Raw genomic sequence first — 15610 nt, 5'->3', positions numbered from 1 at the left:
CTCAGAACTTGAAGTTCGCGAATGCGCGCACGCCGATGCCGGGCAGCAACACCTCGTCCTTGGTATAGGAGACCGAGTTGCGGATGTTCTCGTTGAGGAGGTTGTTGCCGACGAGACCGACCAGCATTTCGCGCGCGCCAAAGGCGTTCGGCTTGAGCCTGGTCTTGTAGCTGACTTCCGCCTTCAACAGATTGTAACCCGGCGTCGGCGTCTCTGCGATCGCGGCGATGTTGTTCTGCGGGAAGGCGTGCAACAGGTTGACGCGCATCAGCCAGTTGTCGTCGCGCCAGAATAGGCCGCCGCCCATCCTCAAGGGAGGAATCCGCGGCACGTTGGTGCCGTCGGTGAAGGTGGCGCGGACCACGTCGCCCTGGGTCTCGATGCCCCAGATCCCGCCCTGGATAGCTCCGACGTCGAGCTGCGACTGGAATTCACCGCCGCGGAAGTTCGCGTTCGCCTGCGAGTAGACGGCCTGGTTCACTTCGGCACCCGGCGTACCGCATGAGGCAAAGTCGTCGCCGCACATCACGCCGGTGAGCCGGCGATAGATGAAGTTGTCGAAGTGGGTGTAGTAGGCGGTCGCCTCGAAGCGGAACGGCCCCGTGGCGTTGCGCAGGCCGATCTCGACGGATTTTGCCGTCTCGATGGTGAGGTTCGGATTGCCGATGTCGAATGTCGCGGTCGCATCATGCGCGCCGCGCGAAAACAGCTCGGCAGGCTTTGGTGCGCGCTCGACATATTGCGCGGTGATGCTGCCGACCATGCCGCCCGGAAGATCCTGCAACAGGCCGATGCTGCCGCTCTTCGGCGTAAAGGACGGATTGCGAACGATGCTCGTCTGTGGCGTGCCGTCGGGCAGGAAATCCGCAGGGAAGTCCGGCGTCGAACCGTGCAGTTCGACGCGCTCGACGCGGCCGGCGATCTGCGCCCTCGTATGGTCGCTGAATTTGAACTCGTTGAAGGTGTAACCGGCAACGCGATAGTTGCGGTTCGGGTCCCACAGGCCGTTGAACAGCGTGCCGGGATTATCCGGGCTCGGTGCCGTCAGCTCCTGATGGCCGGCCTGGAAGCCGAACGCGGTCGTCACTTCGGCAAAGCGGGCATTGAACGGCATCAGCTGCGTTTCGATGCGCATCTCCTCTTCGCGGTTGGTGAAGGTCTGCCGGACACCGTCTGTCGTCGGGTCGGCGGGATCGGCGAGCCCGAGCTCGTTGTGGCGGTAGTTGGTGGCGCCCATCCACAGGCGAATAGTGTCGATCGCGGCGGCATCGGGGCGGTATTCGCCCTTGACGTTGATCTTGGTCTGATGCGCGTCGATGCGGGTCTGGTGATCCGCGCCATCGATGCCGGGGATATGATAGAGTGCGTCATTCTGTGTGATCGACGCGCCGATGAAGCCGCCCGTGAAGATGTAGGACCCGCCGATCGACGCACCGTCAGCCTGTGTCGCCGAGTTCGGCTGATGGCTGCCGACCGGCCGCGTCTGGTCGAACAAATAAGGATAGCTTGGAATCGAATAGTCGGACGTCTTCCGGCCGTAGACATCGGCATGGAATGCGAAATTGCCGCCGCCGGTATCGAGCAGGAGACCGCTTTCGACGCCGCGATCGACCGAGCTGAACGAGGTGCGGGTCTCGGCCGTCACGCAAGGCGAGGTTTCAGCGGTGGCGAGCGGTGCCTTGGCCGGCATGCCGTAGCTCTGGAACGAGGGCGCGCAGGAGGGCAGGGCATCGGGAATGCGATTGTTGGTCGCGCTCACCACGCCGCCGATCGAGGTCGAGCCGTAGCGCAAGGCGGCGGGGCCGCGCACCACCTCGATCTGATTGGTCGCGAGCGGATCGATCGGAACGAAGTGATCTTCGCCGAGATCGGAGGCGCCGCCTGCATTGGTGCCGTTTTCGACGATGCCGACACGGTTGACGTCGAGCCCCCGGATGATCGGCCGGCTCGACGCGCCCGGTGCGAAGCTCGAGCCGGTGATGCCGGGCTTTGCGAAAAGGAGGTCGCCGAGCTGTCCGCCGCCGTCGCGGCGGATCTCGTCGTTGGGTACGACGGTGACGGTTGCGAACTGGTTGGTGACGACCGGCAGCACACCCTGCTGGGGCGTGGCGGGCGCCGGTTCTGCTGCTGGCTCCGGCGGATGCTCGCGGTGGCGGGTGGGGGCGCTACGCGCGACGCGCGTCGTCGGGCGCGCCGGCACGATCGCTCTGCGCACGATCGGGCTTGGTGCGGTTACCTCGACCGCCGGTAGCTCTGTGGAGGGTTTGTCCTGTGCGATGGCGGGGGTCGCGGCAAGGCCGAGCACGAGCCAGCTCGCTCCGCTCAGACGCTGCGCGCGTCTTGGATAAGATGTCATTGTCCTGATTCCAATCAGGCGCCGACCAACAGCTATGTGCGGGTACGTGGCGACCTGCCGTCTTGATCTGACGGAATTCGACCTCAACTGCTCCCGGGTGCTCGTCCGCGTGTCAAAAGCGAACGAATCCAGGCTTGCTCAATGCTGGAGAGATCAGGACGCGGGAGGCGCGCGCGGCTGGAACGCGTGGCTGGCCGACTTCAGATGGATGAATTCGGCATCGGTGGTGCGGTAGAGGAATTCGACCGCCTGCGGCAGATGCAGCAGCGGCGGCGTCGCGAACACCACGGTGCTCGCCATCGCGACCACGGCGCAGATCGCGCAATTGTCGTCGCCCTGCTGGTCGTGGTCGGGATTTGCCGGTGCCTGCTTCTGTAGCGCTGCACGATCGACGGACGCGATGCCGCTCGCCTGTTGCGACGACTGGAGCAGCGGGGCAGCCCGCGCGAACCAGTGGCTGTGGCCGAAGGTCAACGCGAACTGCACCAGCATCGCGAAGATCGCGAGCCGGGCACCGTGCCTGATGTTCGAGCGGAACCACTTCATTGGAAAACGCACCCCGCATCGCGAGGGCCAATCCCCCGGCCATCACGATGTTACAATGTAACATCGCAGGATCGTGGCGCGCATGTCAACTGCGGGAGGCGCGGCCGCTGTGGCCGGCCTCCCGATGTGATCTTCATGCAACGGAATTCGTAGTCCTAGAGCATGATCCGGAAAAGTGTGGAGCGGTTTTCCGAAAAGATCATGCTCAAACAATAACCTAAAGCGCGATGACGATTCATCCCAATCTCATCGCGCTTTAGCGCCCTTCGCGCACCCAGGTCGCGGCGAATGCTCCGAGCAGCAAGAGCAGCCCGATCAGCCCGGCGAAGATCGGCAGCACGCCGACGCCCTTCACCACGCTGGCATCGCGCATCCTGACCCCCATCCAGCCGTCGCCGTGGAAGATGGAGGCGGAATGCACCGGCACGACGCGTGGCAGCTCGACGCTCGATCCGTCGACGACGCGCACGGCATCGCCGCCGGTCGCCTGCGTCAGCGGCCTCAAGGTCTCGGTGGTGGAGGTGACCTCCGAAAATTCCTTCGGGTTGGTCGGCCCGACATTGATCAGCGCCTTCAGCGTGCCGTCGGTGGCCTGCCAGAGACCGAGCTCGCCGGCCGGCAGGCTGGCGCGCCACTCGCCGGGGTCGCCGGCATTGAGCGTGAGGTCGCGCGTCACGCCGGAGGGCGAGGTCACCGTCACCGGCTGCACGCTGTCCGACATCGTCTGGCGCACCACCACGAGATCCTTGCCCTGCACCTGGAGGCGCAGTGCCTCCTCGTCGAGATCGGGCTGCTTCATCAGCCAGTGCGACATCCGCCTGAGCAGGTCGAGATGCGGGCCGCCGCCCTCATAGCCACGCGCCCACAGCCAGATGTGGTCGGAGAGCAGCAGCGCGACGCGCCCCTCGCCGAAGCGCGACAGGAACAGCAGCGGCTTGCCATCGGCGCCGGTCATCACTGGCGAGCCCGTCGCATTCCTGGTGTCGACGGTGCGGAAGAAGCGGGCCCAATGCGGTGGCTCGCTCGCGGAGCCCTCGAGGCCGCGCGTCACCGGATGGCGCTTACCGGTGTCGGAGAGATGCGCATAGAACGGCTTCTCGGTGACGCCGACCGGCTCTGCCGGCAGCACCGAATCCAGCGGCGTGCGCCAGATGCTGGTGTTGGAGGCATAGTCCGGACCCGCCGAGACCAGCACCGCGCCGCCCGAGCGGACATAGCGCGCGATGTTGTCGAAATAGGCAATCGGCAGCACGCCCTGGCGGGCGTAGCGGTCGAAGATGATCAACTGAAATTCGTTGATCTTCTGCTGGAACAATTCGCGGGTCGGAAACGCGATCAGCGACAACTCGTTGATCGGCGTGCCGTCCTGCTTCTCCGGGGGGCGTAGAATCGTGAAATGCACGAGATCGACGCTGGCGTCGGATTTGAGGAGGTTGCGCCAGGTGCGCTCGCCGGAATGCGGTTCGCCCGAGACCAACAGCACGCGCAGCTTGTCGCGCACGCCGTCGATCGCAACGACGGCGCGGTTGTTGACCGGCGTCAGCTCCTTCTCGAGCGGCGAGGCCTCGATCTCGACGATGTTCGGGCCGGCATGCTTGATCTCGACATCGACGCTTGCGGTCTGGCCGCTCGACAGTGTGCGCTCGTTGATCGTCTCGCCGTCGCGGCGCACCGTGACCTTGGCGCGATCGCCGCTGACGCCCTGGTCGTCGAGCCGGTAGGTGATCGTCTGGGTCTGGCCGACGATGCCGAAGCGCGGTGCGGCCGTTATCGCGATGCGGCGGTCGCGCTCGTTCTTCTGGCCGGTGATCAGCGCATGCACCGGCGCCTGGAAGCCGATCGCCGCGGCATTCGCGGGGATGTCATGGACGCGGCCGTCGGTGATCAGGAAAGCGCCGGCAACGCGATCGACCGGCACGTCGGAGAGCGCGGAGGTGAGCGCGCCGAACAGTTTCGTGCCGTCGGTCTCGCCGTCGGCCTGTCCGGCTTCGACGACGCGCACCTCGAGGCCCTTGATCCGCTTCAGGCTGTCGACCAGCGCCTCCTGCGCCTGGGCAGCTTCGCGGGTGCGATTGCCAAAATTCTGGCTCGGGCTCTTGTCGACGACGACGGCAGCAACCGAGGTGAGGGGATCGCGGTCCTCGCGGGTGAAGGAGGGATTTGCGAGCGCAAGCAGGAACAGCGCCAGCGCCGCGACGCGCACCGCTGCGCCACGTGCGCGGGCCAGCAGCAAGAGGGCTGCGATGACCACGATCGCGGCGAGCGCGATCCACAAGACGATCGCAGGGACAAGCGGCGTGAACGCGATGCCGTAATTCATGTCGCTCCTATTGCCCGAGCCGCTCGATCAGCGCCGGCGCGTGCACCTGGTCGGCCTTGTAGTTGCCGGTCAGCGTGTACATCACGATGTTGACGCCGGCGCGGAAGGCGAATTCGCGCTGGCGCGGCTCGCCCGGCGTCATCGGCAGCATCGGCTGGCCATCGGGACGGATCGCCCAGGCGCCTGCGAGATCGTTCGAGGTGATGATGATCGGCGAGACGCCGTCGCCGCCACGCGCCGGGCGCTGCGCGCTCTCGTCCTCTTCCTCGCGCGGCAGCGTCTCGACCCAGGTCTGCCCGGTGCTGAAGCGGCCGGGGAAGTCGCGCAGCAGATAGAAGGTCTTGGTCAGCACGTGCTCGCGCGGCACCGGCTCGAGCTCGGGCACGTCGAGCGAGGACAGGATCTCGCGCAGCGCCTGCATGCCCGGCGTCTGCGAGGCGCCGTTCTCGCCTGGCGATGCTTCGACCGCGTCGCGGGTGTCGAAGATCACCGTGCCGCCTTGCTTCATGTAGGCGTCGATCTTGTTGATGGCGTCCTGCGGCGGTTTTGGTGCGCCCGGAACGATCGGCCAGTAGATCAGCGGGAAGAAGGCGAGCTCGTCGCGCGCCGGATCGACGCCGACGGGATCGCCGGCCTCGAGCGCAGTGCGCTGCGCCAGGAACAGCGTCAGCCCGGACATGCCGGCCTTCACGATGGAATCGACGTCGGCATTGCCGGTGACGACGTAGGCAAGGCGCGTCTGCGAGACCGCCTTCATCGCAAAATCGTCCGATGCGCTGTCGGCGCGTGACGGTGCGGGAGACGTGAGGCTGGCGAGCACCAGTCCGATCGCGAGCACGGCGGGAGCGGCGCGTCGGCGCAGGAGCGCGGCGAGGCCGCCGCCGAGCAGTGCGACGATGATGGCGTCGATCAGGAACAGCGCCAGCGAGGTCGAGAGCAGCCAGCCGCGCAGATCGCGCGGCTCGGCGTTGGTATAGGTCGCGTGCCGGGCGCGCAGGCTCGCGGTGTTGAGCGGAGCGATGCGGTCGGCGGCGGCGAGCGTGTTCACGGCCAGCGGTCCCTCAGCCGGGCCGTAGAAGCCGGGCGGATGATCTGATGTGGCGCGGTCGCGGAAATCGGCCGACAGCGGCTTGGCGGTCGCCGGCGGCGGGCCAAAGGCGCCAAAGCCGTCGAGGATGTGCAGCGGCGCCACCGTCTCGGTGCTGGCCTCACCGGCAACGCCGGCGCCGGGCTTGGAGGTGTAGCCGGACATGTCGACGATTCGTCTCAGCATTTCGACAAAGGTGCCCGACATCGGAAGGTCCGACCAGCGCATGTCGGCAGACACATGGAACAGGCTGACCAGACCCTTGCCGCGATGCTCGCCGGTGACGAGCGGCGTGCCGTCTTCGAGCGAGGCCCAGCTCTTGGTCGCCAGCACTGCATCGGGCTCGGCCAGCACCTGGCGGGTCACGGTGACGTCCTTCGGCACAGGGACGCCGGTGAACGGACCATCCGCGGTGAAGGCGGCGAGGTGCTGCGGCTTCTCCCAGGTCAGGCTGCCGCCGAGCGTGCGGCCGCCCTTGCGCAGCTTCACCGGCACGAGGTCGTCTTCGGCCTGTGCAAGGCGGGGACCTGCAAAGCGCACCAGCACGCCGCCCTGGTCGACCCAGGCGTTGAGGCGCTCGCGGATTTCAGGGGCGATGGTGCCGACATCGGCCAGGATGATCATCGGCAGCTTCTGGTCGAGGAATTGCGTGATGCCCTGCTGCGGCGCGCCCTTGTCGGCGAGACGGACGTCGGCGAACGGCGCCAGCGCGCGGGTGAGATAGAAGGTCGGTGCCAACAGTGGCTGCGCCGTCTCACTGGTCGCGCCGGAGACGATGCCGATGGCACGGCGTCGCCAGCGCTTGTCGAGCAGTTGCACGGCGCCCGCGGAACGCTCGCCGGAGATCTCGAGCCGGGTGATGTCGTTGCGCAGCTCGACCGGAAGGTCGAATGACGCCTCGGTCTCCCTGTCCTGCGGGGCGAACGCGTAGCGGGCTTCGCCGATCGGCGATCCCTTCTGGTCCAGCGCGCGCACGGTGCCGGCGGCAATGCCGCTGTCGGTGCGCAGCACCTTCACGACCATCTTCGCGGCTGCGTTCTCAGCCGCGACCAGCGCCAGCGGGGAGGGCGTGCCACCTTCAAACACCGTCAAGGTGCGGTCTCCAATCGTCTTCGTCAGGCCTTGCAGGAATTCCTCGCCGCGGCCGGTGTCGACGCCGTCGGACAGCCAGGCGATCTCGCAATCACCGGTGGCTTTCAGGAAACGATCAATCGCGGTGAGAGTTTCAACACGCTCGATGGAATAGGGTTTCGGCGCGAGCTGTCGCAGCGCAACGCGCGCTGCGCCTGCTTGCAGCAACGTGATGTCGCGGTTCGGCTCCGAGAGCGGCACCAGCGCGATGGCGCGGCGATCGCCGTCGGCATTCGCGATCAGTTCGTCGGCCGCCTTGATCCGCGTGTCCCAGTTCGAAGCCGCGCTCCAGCCGTCGTCGAACATGATCATCAGCGGCGCCTTGCTGCTGGCAAGGCCGGTCTGCGGATTCCAGATCGGGCCGGCGGCGGCGAAGATCACCAGCGCCGCGGCGAGCAGGCGCAGCGCGGTGAGCCACCAGGGCGTGCGCGAGGGCGTCTCTTCCTTTGGCGCGATGTCGAACAGCAGCCGCGTCGGCGGGAATTCGATGCGGCGCGGCCGCGGCGGCATCACGCGCAGCAGCCACCACAGCACCGGCAGGCTGACGAGCCCGATCAGGAGCAGCGGTTCGGTGAAGGCGAGCGGCAGGCTTCCGATCATGCGGCGGGTCCCGCTTTGACGGTGGTCGAGCGCACGCCCGATTTGCTGACCTGCATGCCGGCATGCAGGAACAGCAGCAGTTCGGCGGCGGAGCGATCGGTGACGTGGGTGGCGAACAGCCAGTCGAGCTTGTTGGTCTCGTCGCGAATCTGATCACGATGCAGCGCGAGCCGCGCGGTGTAATCCTCCGCCCAGCTTTCGGCGCGCCCCGCCGTGATTACGCCAAAACCCTCGGGCTCGACGAATTCGACACGGCCGGAATAGGGGAACGTCTCCTCGGCGGGATCGACGATCTGCACCAGCGTGCCATGGGCGCCGGAGCCGGAGAGCGCTGCAAGCATGCTCCTGATTTCGGCGATCGGCGACCAGAAATCGGACAACACTACCGTCTCGGCGAGCGCGGAGGGTACGAAGGACGGCGGCAGGCTCGGCCGTTCGGCGTCGTCATGCAGCATCGCCTGCGCCATCTTGTCGATGACGCTGCGGCTCGCGGTCGGCGCCATCAGGCCTGGAATGCCGACGCGTTCGCCGCCGGAGACGAGCAGCTCGGCCAGCGCGAATGCCACGATCAGCGTGCGCTCGAGCTTGGAGTCACGCGTGTTCCTTGATGCAAACGCCATCGACGGCGAACGGTCGGGCCAGATCCACACGGTGTGCGCGGCTTCCCATTCCTGCTCGCGGACATAGAGATGATCGTCACGCGCCGAGCGGCGCCAATCGACGTTCTGCGACGGCTCGCCGGAGACGAAGCGGCGATACTGCCAAAAACTTTCGCCCGAGCCGGCGCGCCGGCGGCCATGCAGACCGTGGATGACGTTGGCGGCAATGCGGCGGGCCTCGAGCACCAGGCGCGGCAGCGAAGCGGCGAGCGTACGGCTTTCGCCATCGGCACGTCGGATCGCAATGATCTCCTTCGCTGTGTGCCCGTTGTCTGCGGCCATCAACCGATCCGTGTCTTCAATTGCCGGATCACGTCCGGAATCGTGCGGCCTTCGGCGCGCGCCTGGAACGTCAGTGCCATGCGGTGCTTCAGCACCGGCTCGGCGAGGTCGAGCACGTCGTCGATCGACGGCGCGAGGCGGCCGTCGAGCAGCGCGCGTGCGCGCACCGCCAGCATCAGCGACTGGCTGGCGCGGGGACCGGGTCCCCAGGCGATCAGCTTGCCGGTTTCGCCACCCTCGGGGCCCGGACGCGCCGAGCGCACCAGCGACAGAATGGCCTCCACTACGGAATCGCCGACCGGCAGGCGCCGCACCAGCCGCTGGGCCGCGATCAGCGCATCGGCGGTCATCGAGCCCTTCGCCAGCGTCTCTTCGGCGCCGGTGGTCTCGAACAGGATGCGCCGTTCTGCATCGCGATCGGGATAGTCGACGTCGATCTCCATCAGGAAGCGGTCGAGCTGCGCTTCCGGCAGCGGGTAGGTGCCTTCCTGCTCCAGCGGATTTTGCGTCGCCAGCACGTGGAAGGGCTTGGGCAGGTCATGACGCGCGCCGGCGACCGTGATGTGCTGCTCCTGCATCGCTTGCAGGAGCGCGGACTGCGTGCGCGGGCTGGCGCGGTTGATTTCGTCGGCCATCAGGAGCTGCGCGAAGACGGGGCCGGCGATGAAGCGGAAGGAGCGCTTTCCGGCGGTGCTCTCGTCCAGCACTTCGGCGCCGAGAATGTCCGACGGCATCAGGTCGGGCGTGAACTGGATGCGCTTTGCATCGAGGCCGAGCGTGACGCCGAGCGTCTCGACCAGCTTGGTCTTGGCAAGACCCGGCACGCCGATCAGGAGCGCATGGCCGCCGGAGAGGATCGTTACCAGCGTGTTCTCGATCACGCGGTCCTGGCCGAAGATGACGGTCGCGATCGCTTCCTTGGCGGCGCGAATCTGTCCCGACACCTGCTCCGCCGAGCGGACGATCACGTCTTCAAGTTTTTCGACACTTTCCGCCATCCGTCAGCTCCTTAAGCCGTTCACGCGGCCCGCTTGCGTCGTCATCTTACGTCATGTCAGCTGGTGACATGTTCGCTCTTGGGCCCCATGCTAGACTTGCAGGAAGGCCCTGTATTCGCTGAATTAACCTATCCCCACCTTATCGGCTTCGGGATATGTACGGCATCACGAAGTGGCGACCTTGCACACCGGATGATTCCGGTGTGGAACCGCTCACCGAGGTACAACGTAGACCTGCACCAATCGTGCCAAAGACAAAGTCAGGGCAAACCATGGCGAACCAAGGGCAGAGCAGCAATCGGGGTCTTGACGGGTTGACGGCCGCCGCCAAGAACGCCGGCGCTGCCCAGAAAGGGTTGCCCCCGGTACATCTTTGGAATCCGCCGTTCTGCGGCGATCTCGACATTCGAATCGCCTCCGATGGTACGTGGTTCTACATGGGGACGCCAATCGGCCGCCCGGCGCTGGTGCGCCTGTTCTCGACTGTCCTGAAACGCGAAGGGGACAAGCACTTTCTCGTCACGCCCGTGGAGAAGGTCGGGATTCGTGTCGATGACGCGCCGTTCATGGCAGTCGAGATGCAGAAGGAGGGCGAGGGCAGCCATCGCGTGCTGAGCTTCCGCACCAATGTGGACGACTGGGTGAGGTGCGATGCTGCGCATCGCTTGCGCTTCGAGCAGGCGCACGACGGCGGGCTGACGCCCTATCTGCACGTGCGCTCTGGCCTTTGGGCCAAGGTGACACGCGCACTCTACTACGATCTGGTTGACATGGGCGAGGAGCGGATGGTCGATGGCCTGCCAATGTTCGGTGTCGAGTCGGCCGGCGAATTCTTCGCCATGGCGGATGCCGAGCAGGTGAGGGCTGCGCTTTGACCAAGCCGTTTCCGAGGGACGAACCTGCCCGGTTGGGCGCGGCGGATTTCTTCGCCCGCTCCAAGGCGCGGCTGACCTTCGACGTGCCGCCCGCCCTCTATGATCCCAACATCGTGCCGATGTCGGGTGATCCCGGCACCGACAAGATGCTCGAGATCATTGCGCGCGAGCAGCCGGTCCGCCCCGCGGCGGTCCTGATCCCGGTGATCGATCGGCCCGAGCCGACCGTGCTGCTGACGCTGCGCTCGGCGCATCTGAACGACCATGCCGGGCAGATCGCCTTTCCCGGTGGCAAGATCGACGCGGTGGACGCCTCGCCGCGCGATGCGGCGCTGCGCGAGGCCGAAGAAGAGGTCGGACTAAAGCGCGATTTCGTCGAGCCGGTCGGTTATCTCGATCTCTACGGCACCGGCTTCGGCTTCCGCATCCTGCCGACGGTTGCTAGGGTCCGGCCGGGATTTGAGCTTGTGATCAACCATTCTGAGGTTGATGACGCCTTCGAGGTGCCGCTATCCTTCCTGATGAATCCGGCGAACCACCAGTTGCACAGCAAGGAATTCCGCGGCATGGAGCGCTTCTATTACGCGATGCCGTTTGCCGAGCGGTACATCTGGGGCGCCACCGCCGGGATATTGCGTGTGCTGTATGAGCGGATCTATTTGCCATGATCCGGCCGGCGCTGACCGAGATCGGAATTTTCCTCGTTCCCTTCGCGGTCTATGCCCTGTTCCTGGTCGCAACGCGCTCGGGCCTGTTCGTGCAGTCGTCCTGGCCGGTCTACACCATCGCCCGCCTCGGGCTGGTCGCGCTGGTGCTGGTGATCGCAAGCCTGGTCGGACTTGCACATTTCACGGGCGCATCGCCGAACTCGACCTATGTCCCCGCGCATGTCGAGAACGGCAGGCTCGTGCCAGGCGTCGAGAAATAGGGGTTGGCAGATGAGCGCGGAGCCCATGCTTGCCGATGCTTCCTGGCTGACCTCCGGCGGGACGGCGCGCGTCCTGAAGCTCCTGAACGCGGACGGCGAGGAGGCGCGCGTGGTCGGCGGCGCCGTGCGCAACGCGCTGCTCGGCTTGCGGCCGGGCGACATGGACATCGCGACCACCGCATTGCCGGAGGAGGTGGTGCGGCGTGCAAAAAACGCCGGCATCAAGAGCGTGCCGACCGGCATCGAGCACGGCACCATCACCCTGGTCATCGACGGGCACCCGTACGAAGTCACCACGCTGCGCGAGGACACCGAGACCTTCGGCCGCAAGGCCAAGGTCGTGTTCGGCCGCGACTGGGTGAGGGACGCCGAACGGCGCGACTTCACCATGAACGGGCTGTCGGTCGACGGACACGGCGTGGTGCACGACTATGTCGGCGGGCTTGCCGATGTCGCCGCACGCCGCGTGCGTTTCATCGGCGATCCCGACCAGCGCATCGCCGAGGATTACCTGCGCATCCTGCGCTTCTTCCGCATCCACGCCGCCTTCGGTGTCGGTGAGCCGGACCGCGACGGCTATCTCGCCTGCATCCGTGGCCGCGCCGGGCTGGCCGGTCTGTCGGCCGAGCGGGTGCGCATGGAAATGCTGAAGCTGCTGGTCGCAGGCGGTGCTGCGGCCGCGATGCTCGCCATGGCCGACGGTGGCCTCTTGCAGTCGCTGATCGGTGGCGTCGCCTATACCGGCTCGCTGGCGAGGATGATCGCGATCGAGCACGAGCTTGGCCTTGCCGCGAGCGCGACCCGGCGCCTTGCCGGCTTGACTGTCGCCGTCACCGAGGATGCCAAGCGCGTGGCATCGCGGCTCAGGCTCAGCAATGCGGAGGCCAAGGCGCTGGATTCGATGGGGCATCGCTGGTGGCGGTTCGCGAGTACGGACGAAGCCAAGGCGCGGCGGCTGCTCTATCGGCTCGGCGTCGAGCGCTATCACGATCGCGTGTTGCTGGCCTGGGCGAGGGATGCCGGCGAGGCGACTTCGGCGCGCTGGCGCGAGCTTGCCGAACTGCCGCAACGTTGGATGCCGCCGAAATTCCCGCTGAAAGCCGCTGACTTCATCGCGCGCGGCATGGCGGAAGGGCCCGCGCTCGGACATGTGTTGACGCTCGCCGAGGACGCTTGGCTTGCCGCGGATTTTCCCCTAGAGGAGGCGGCGCTCGCTTCCATCGCCGATCAAGCTGCGGCACGCTTCAGCCGCGATCAGAGAACGTGACCATCGTATCAGGCTTTGCCGATATCTCGGTTCTGCAGCTCCTGCTGGTCGCGTTGATGGCGTTGTTTGCTTCGATCATTGGTGGGCTCGCAGGTTACGGCACCGGCGCCCTGATGCCGCTGGTGCTGGTGCCGATGGTCGGCGCCGAACCCGTGGTGCCGATCATCGCGATCTCCGCGATCTTCACCAATCTTAGCCGCGCCATTGCCTATGTCAGCTATGCCGATCGCCGCCGCGCTCTCGTCGTGCTCGCCTGCGCAGCGCTGACGACGGCGCTCGGTGCCTACGGCTACACGCGCCTCACCAATGCCGGCGCGGCGCTGGTGATCGGCACCATGCTGATCCTCAGCGTGCCGCTGCGCCGCGTGCTGCGCCGCCGCCAGGTCAAGATCGGCAACACGGGCCTTGCAGCAGGGTCGGTCGGTTATGGCGTGCTGGTCGGCGGCACCTCGGGCTCGGGCGTGATCCTGCTCTCGCTGCTGATGGCCGCGGGCCTCGAGGGCGCGGCGGTGATCGCGACCGATGCGATGATCTCGCTCGGCACCGGGCTCATCAAGATCTCGGTGTTCGGCCTCGCCGGCGCGGTGACCGCGCAGGTGCTGGCGTTCGCGCTCCTGATCGGCGGAATGGCGGTGCCTGGGGCATTCCTCGCAAAGGCCTTCGTCGAGCGGATGCCGGTGCACATCCACGCCGCGATCCTCGACGTCGCTGTCATCACGGGCGGGCTCGTGATGATCTCGGCCGCGGTGAAGCAGCTCGTCGCCTAAGGCATGACGAGATTGGGGGCGGTCATCCCAAATTTCGCAATGATGGCATCATGCCCCTGATTTGCCCGACGCGTCAAGCGATTTCGTAAAATCCGTAAAAGGTCGCGTCGGCAATTGCCGGCTACTTTGCATGGGGTTGTTTTCGAGATTTTTGTCGGACGGGGCGAAAGCCGGAGGCCAAACCCGATCTCGTCGCGTTTTTCGAGTGGCTTTAGGTTAGCACGATTGGGCCGCGGGCTCGGTCGAACCTCCCCCGCGTGCGGGGGAGGTCGGCGCGAAGCGCCGGGTGAGGGCTCTCTCCCCTTGGGGATTGTCCACTGCGGAGACACCCTCTCCCCCGCAAGCGGGGGAGGGAGCGCACTTCCGACGTGGCAGCCATCGAATCCAATCTCGTAGCGCCTATTCGTCGTCCTCGTCGTCTTCCTCTTCGTCCTCGTCTTCATCCTCGTCGTCTTCGTCCTCGTCCTCTTCGGGCTCGGCCTGTTCGAGAACAGCGAGCGGCAGTGTCTCGCGAAACAGGTTGCCTTCGATGCCCATCCAGAGGCACAGCACGTCCTCCTCCTTGACATCGACGACGGTCAGCGGCTGGCCGCCGGATTTCAGCATCACGACATCGCCGGCTTTCAGTTCCATGGATTTGTCCTCTGTGTTGATCGACGCGGCAACGCTAGCAAGCCGTCATGACATGCCGATCACGCATCGGGAGAGAGACTTCGTTCCTGTGGATGATCTCAGCTGCGCTCGCTCACCGCGGTCCGGATGGGCGTGCACTGGTCGCTGAACAACCCGATGACATCGCGCGCCAGCGGAACATGACAGAGGAAACCGGAGGGACGGTATTTCACCCTGATACGCTCGAGCTGGGCCATCGTCAGCGTCATGTATGCATCGATGCGTCGGGCCTGTGTGTTGAGCCTCTCCTTGTAGTCTTCCTGCTGCTTTGAGAGTGCCGGTTTCCCGCTCTGGTTCATATCGATTGCGGCGCCCGGCCTGCCTCGCAGTGCCTCGAAGCAATGGTGCATGATCAGCACGTGGTGCTTGGCGCTCCACCAGTTGATGTTGACCACCTTCCGCAACGGATCGACCGCGCCGCTGCCCGGCAGTCTGGCACAGAGATCGACGTAGGTCTTCGGTCCATTGGCCGTCGGATCCGTGCACAGCTCCTCGTTCGGCGGCCCGTGATCGCTGCCGTCAAAGATGGCTCCCTTGAAGTGCGGCAGATTGGCTTCGGCGTCGCAGTCGAAATTATACTCGGTGAGCAGCGTGTCCGTGAGCGGGTCCTGATCGAGGGCGCGCGGAGCGGCCGGATCGCGGCTGAGATCGCTCGGCCAATCGATGTAGATCTCCGCCTTGCGCGCGAAGACGAGCCCGTTCTGTCGCAGCGCCGTCCGCGCCTTGGAATAGTCCGAAGCGAGGTCGGACGCTGCCTTCGCGTCCACTTGCACGACGGCAGAATCCGCCTTCGCCGTCCGAGCCTCGGCATAGTCGGCGAGGATGCTCTCTTGAAGCATCTGGACCTCGGCGAAGGCGTTGGAAATCTCGATGAAGGTCGAAGTGGCTGCGGCCATGTCCGCCTTGGCCTGCTCGCCGACTTTCTCCTCGTAGGAATTGAGATACTGGAAATAGCCGCCAAAAAACCCGGTGAGCAGGGTGACGATGGTTAGTCCCTTGGTGACGGAGAGGCGACTGTCCCAGGACTGGATGCTGTCCCACAGGCCCGGCTTCTTGGCGGGCGCCTGCGCGCGCTTGGTTTCCTTCGGAACGTCCTGCATCGCTGCCTCCGTTCGCGCCTCA

At 65.9% G+C, this 15610-nt stretch carries 13 protein-coding genes; 5 read left to right on the top strand and 8 right to left on the bottom strand.

What is annotated here, in order from left to right:
* Window position 1: 1 nt before the first annotated feature.
* The 6 genes from SO180_RS19535 to SO180_RS19510 all read right to left on the bottom strand — a co-directional run bounded on the left by SO180_RS19535 (window position 2) and on the right by SO180_RS19510 (window position 9979).
* Window positions 2-2356 (bottom strand): TonB-dependent receptor, encoded by a 2355-nt coding sequence (locus SO180_RS19535; protein ID WP_449380466.1) that lies wholly within the window; start codon window positions 2354-2356, stop codon window positions 2-4.
* Window positions 2357-2509: 153 nt separating this feature from the next.
* Window positions 2510-2902: a DUF2946 domain-containing protein gene (locus SO180_RS19530; protein WP_449380465.1), complete on the bottom strand. Its 393-nt coding sequence runs from the start codon at window positions 2900-2902 to the stop codon at window positions 2510-2512.
* Between the two features lie 256 nt (window positions 2903-3158).
* Window positions 3159-5222, bottom strand: a complete 2064-nt coding sequence (locus SO180_RS19525) for a hypothetical protein (protein ID WP_449380464.1) — start codon at window positions 5220-5222, stop codon at window positions 3159-3161.
* A gap of 7 nt (window positions 5223-5229) precedes the next feature.
* Window positions 5230-8040 carry a DUF4159 domain-containing protein gene (locus tag SO180_RS19520; RefSeq protein WP_449380463.1) on the bottom strand — a complete coding sequence of 937 codons (2811 nt, stop codon included), beginning with the start codon at window positions 8038-8040 and terminating at the stop codon, window positions 5230-5232.
* Window positions 8037-8981 (bottom strand): DUF58 domain-containing protein, encoded by a 945-nt coding sequence (locus tag SO180_RS19515; protein WP_449380462.1) that lies wholly within the window; start codon window positions 8979-8981, stop codon window positions 8037-8039. The genes SO180_RS19520 and SO180_RS19515 overlap by 4 nt, the downstream gene beginning before the upstream one ends.
* The gene (locus SO180_RS19510; RefSeq protein ID WP_449380461.1) at window positions 8981-9979 is read right to left on the bottom strand and encodes an AAA family ATPase; all 999 of its coding nucleotides are present in this window, start codon (window positions 9977-9979) and stop codon (window positions 8981-8983) included. The genes SO180_RS19515 and SO180_RS19510 overlap by 1 nt, the downstream gene beginning before the upstream one ends.
* Window positions 9980-10251: 272 nt before the next feature.
* Between SO180_RS19510 and SO180_RS19505 the strand changes: the two genes are divergently transcribed.
* The 5 genes from SO180_RS19505 to SO180_RS19485 are packed head-to-tail and all read left to right on the top strand — an operon-like array spanning window position 10252 to window position 13816.
* Window positions 10252-10854 carry a DUF1285 domain-containing protein gene (locus SO180_RS19505; RefSeq protein WP_449380460.1) on the top strand — a complete coding sequence of 201 codons (603 nt, stop codon included), beginning with the start codon at window positions 10252-10254 and terminating at the stop codon, window positions 10852-10854.
* On the top strand, window positions 10851-11522 hold the full coding sequence (locus SO180_RS19500) for a CoA pyrophosphatase (RefSeq protein ID WP_449380459.1): 672 nt from the start codon (window positions 10851-10853) through the stop codon (window positions 11520-11522). Before SO180_RS19505 ends, SO180_RS19500 begins: the two co-directional genes overlap by 4 nt.
* Window positions 11519-11782, top strand: a complete 264-nt coding sequence (locus SO180_RS19495; RefSeq protein WP_027522823.1) for a DUF6111 family protein — start codon at window positions 11519-11521, stop codon at window positions 11780-11782. The genes SO180_RS19500 and SO180_RS19495 overlap by 4 nt, the downstream gene beginning before the upstream one ends.
* A gap of 10 nt (window positions 11783-11792) precedes the next feature.
* Window positions 11793-13049: a CCA tRNA nucleotidyltransferase gene (locus SO180_RS19490; protein ID WP_449380458.1), complete on the top strand. Its 1257-nt coding sequence runs from the start codon at window positions 11793-11795 to the stop codon at window positions 13047-13049.
* A complete protein-coding gene (locus SO180_RS19485) occupies window positions 13046-13816 on the top strand; it encodes a sulfite exporter TauE/SafE family protein (RefSeq protein WP_449380457.1) in 771 nt (256 codons plus the stop codon). Before SO180_RS19490 ends, SO180_RS19485 begins: the two co-directional genes overlap by 4 nt.
* 399 nt (window positions 13817-14215) lie before the next feature.
* Here the strand turns inward: SO180_RS19485 and SO180_RS19480 are convergent, their stop codons facing one another.
* On the bottom strand, window positions 14216-14449 hold the full coding sequence (locus SO180_RS19480; RefSeq protein ID WP_449380456.1) for a YodC family protein: 234 nt from the start codon (window positions 14447-14449) through the stop codon (window positions 14216-14218).
* A gap of 98 nt (window positions 14450-14547) precedes the next feature.
* Complete coding sequence (locus SO180_RS19475; protein WP_449380455.1) at window positions 14548-15588, bottom strand: hypothetical protein; 1041 nt, start codon at window positions 15586-15588, stop codon at window positions 14548-14550.
* Window positions 15589-15610: the final 22 nt, after the last annotated feature.

This window comes from Bradyrhizobium sp. UFLA05-112 (genome assembly GCF_053572325.1).
This window is presented reverse-complemented; position numbering and strand designations above follow the sequence as displayed.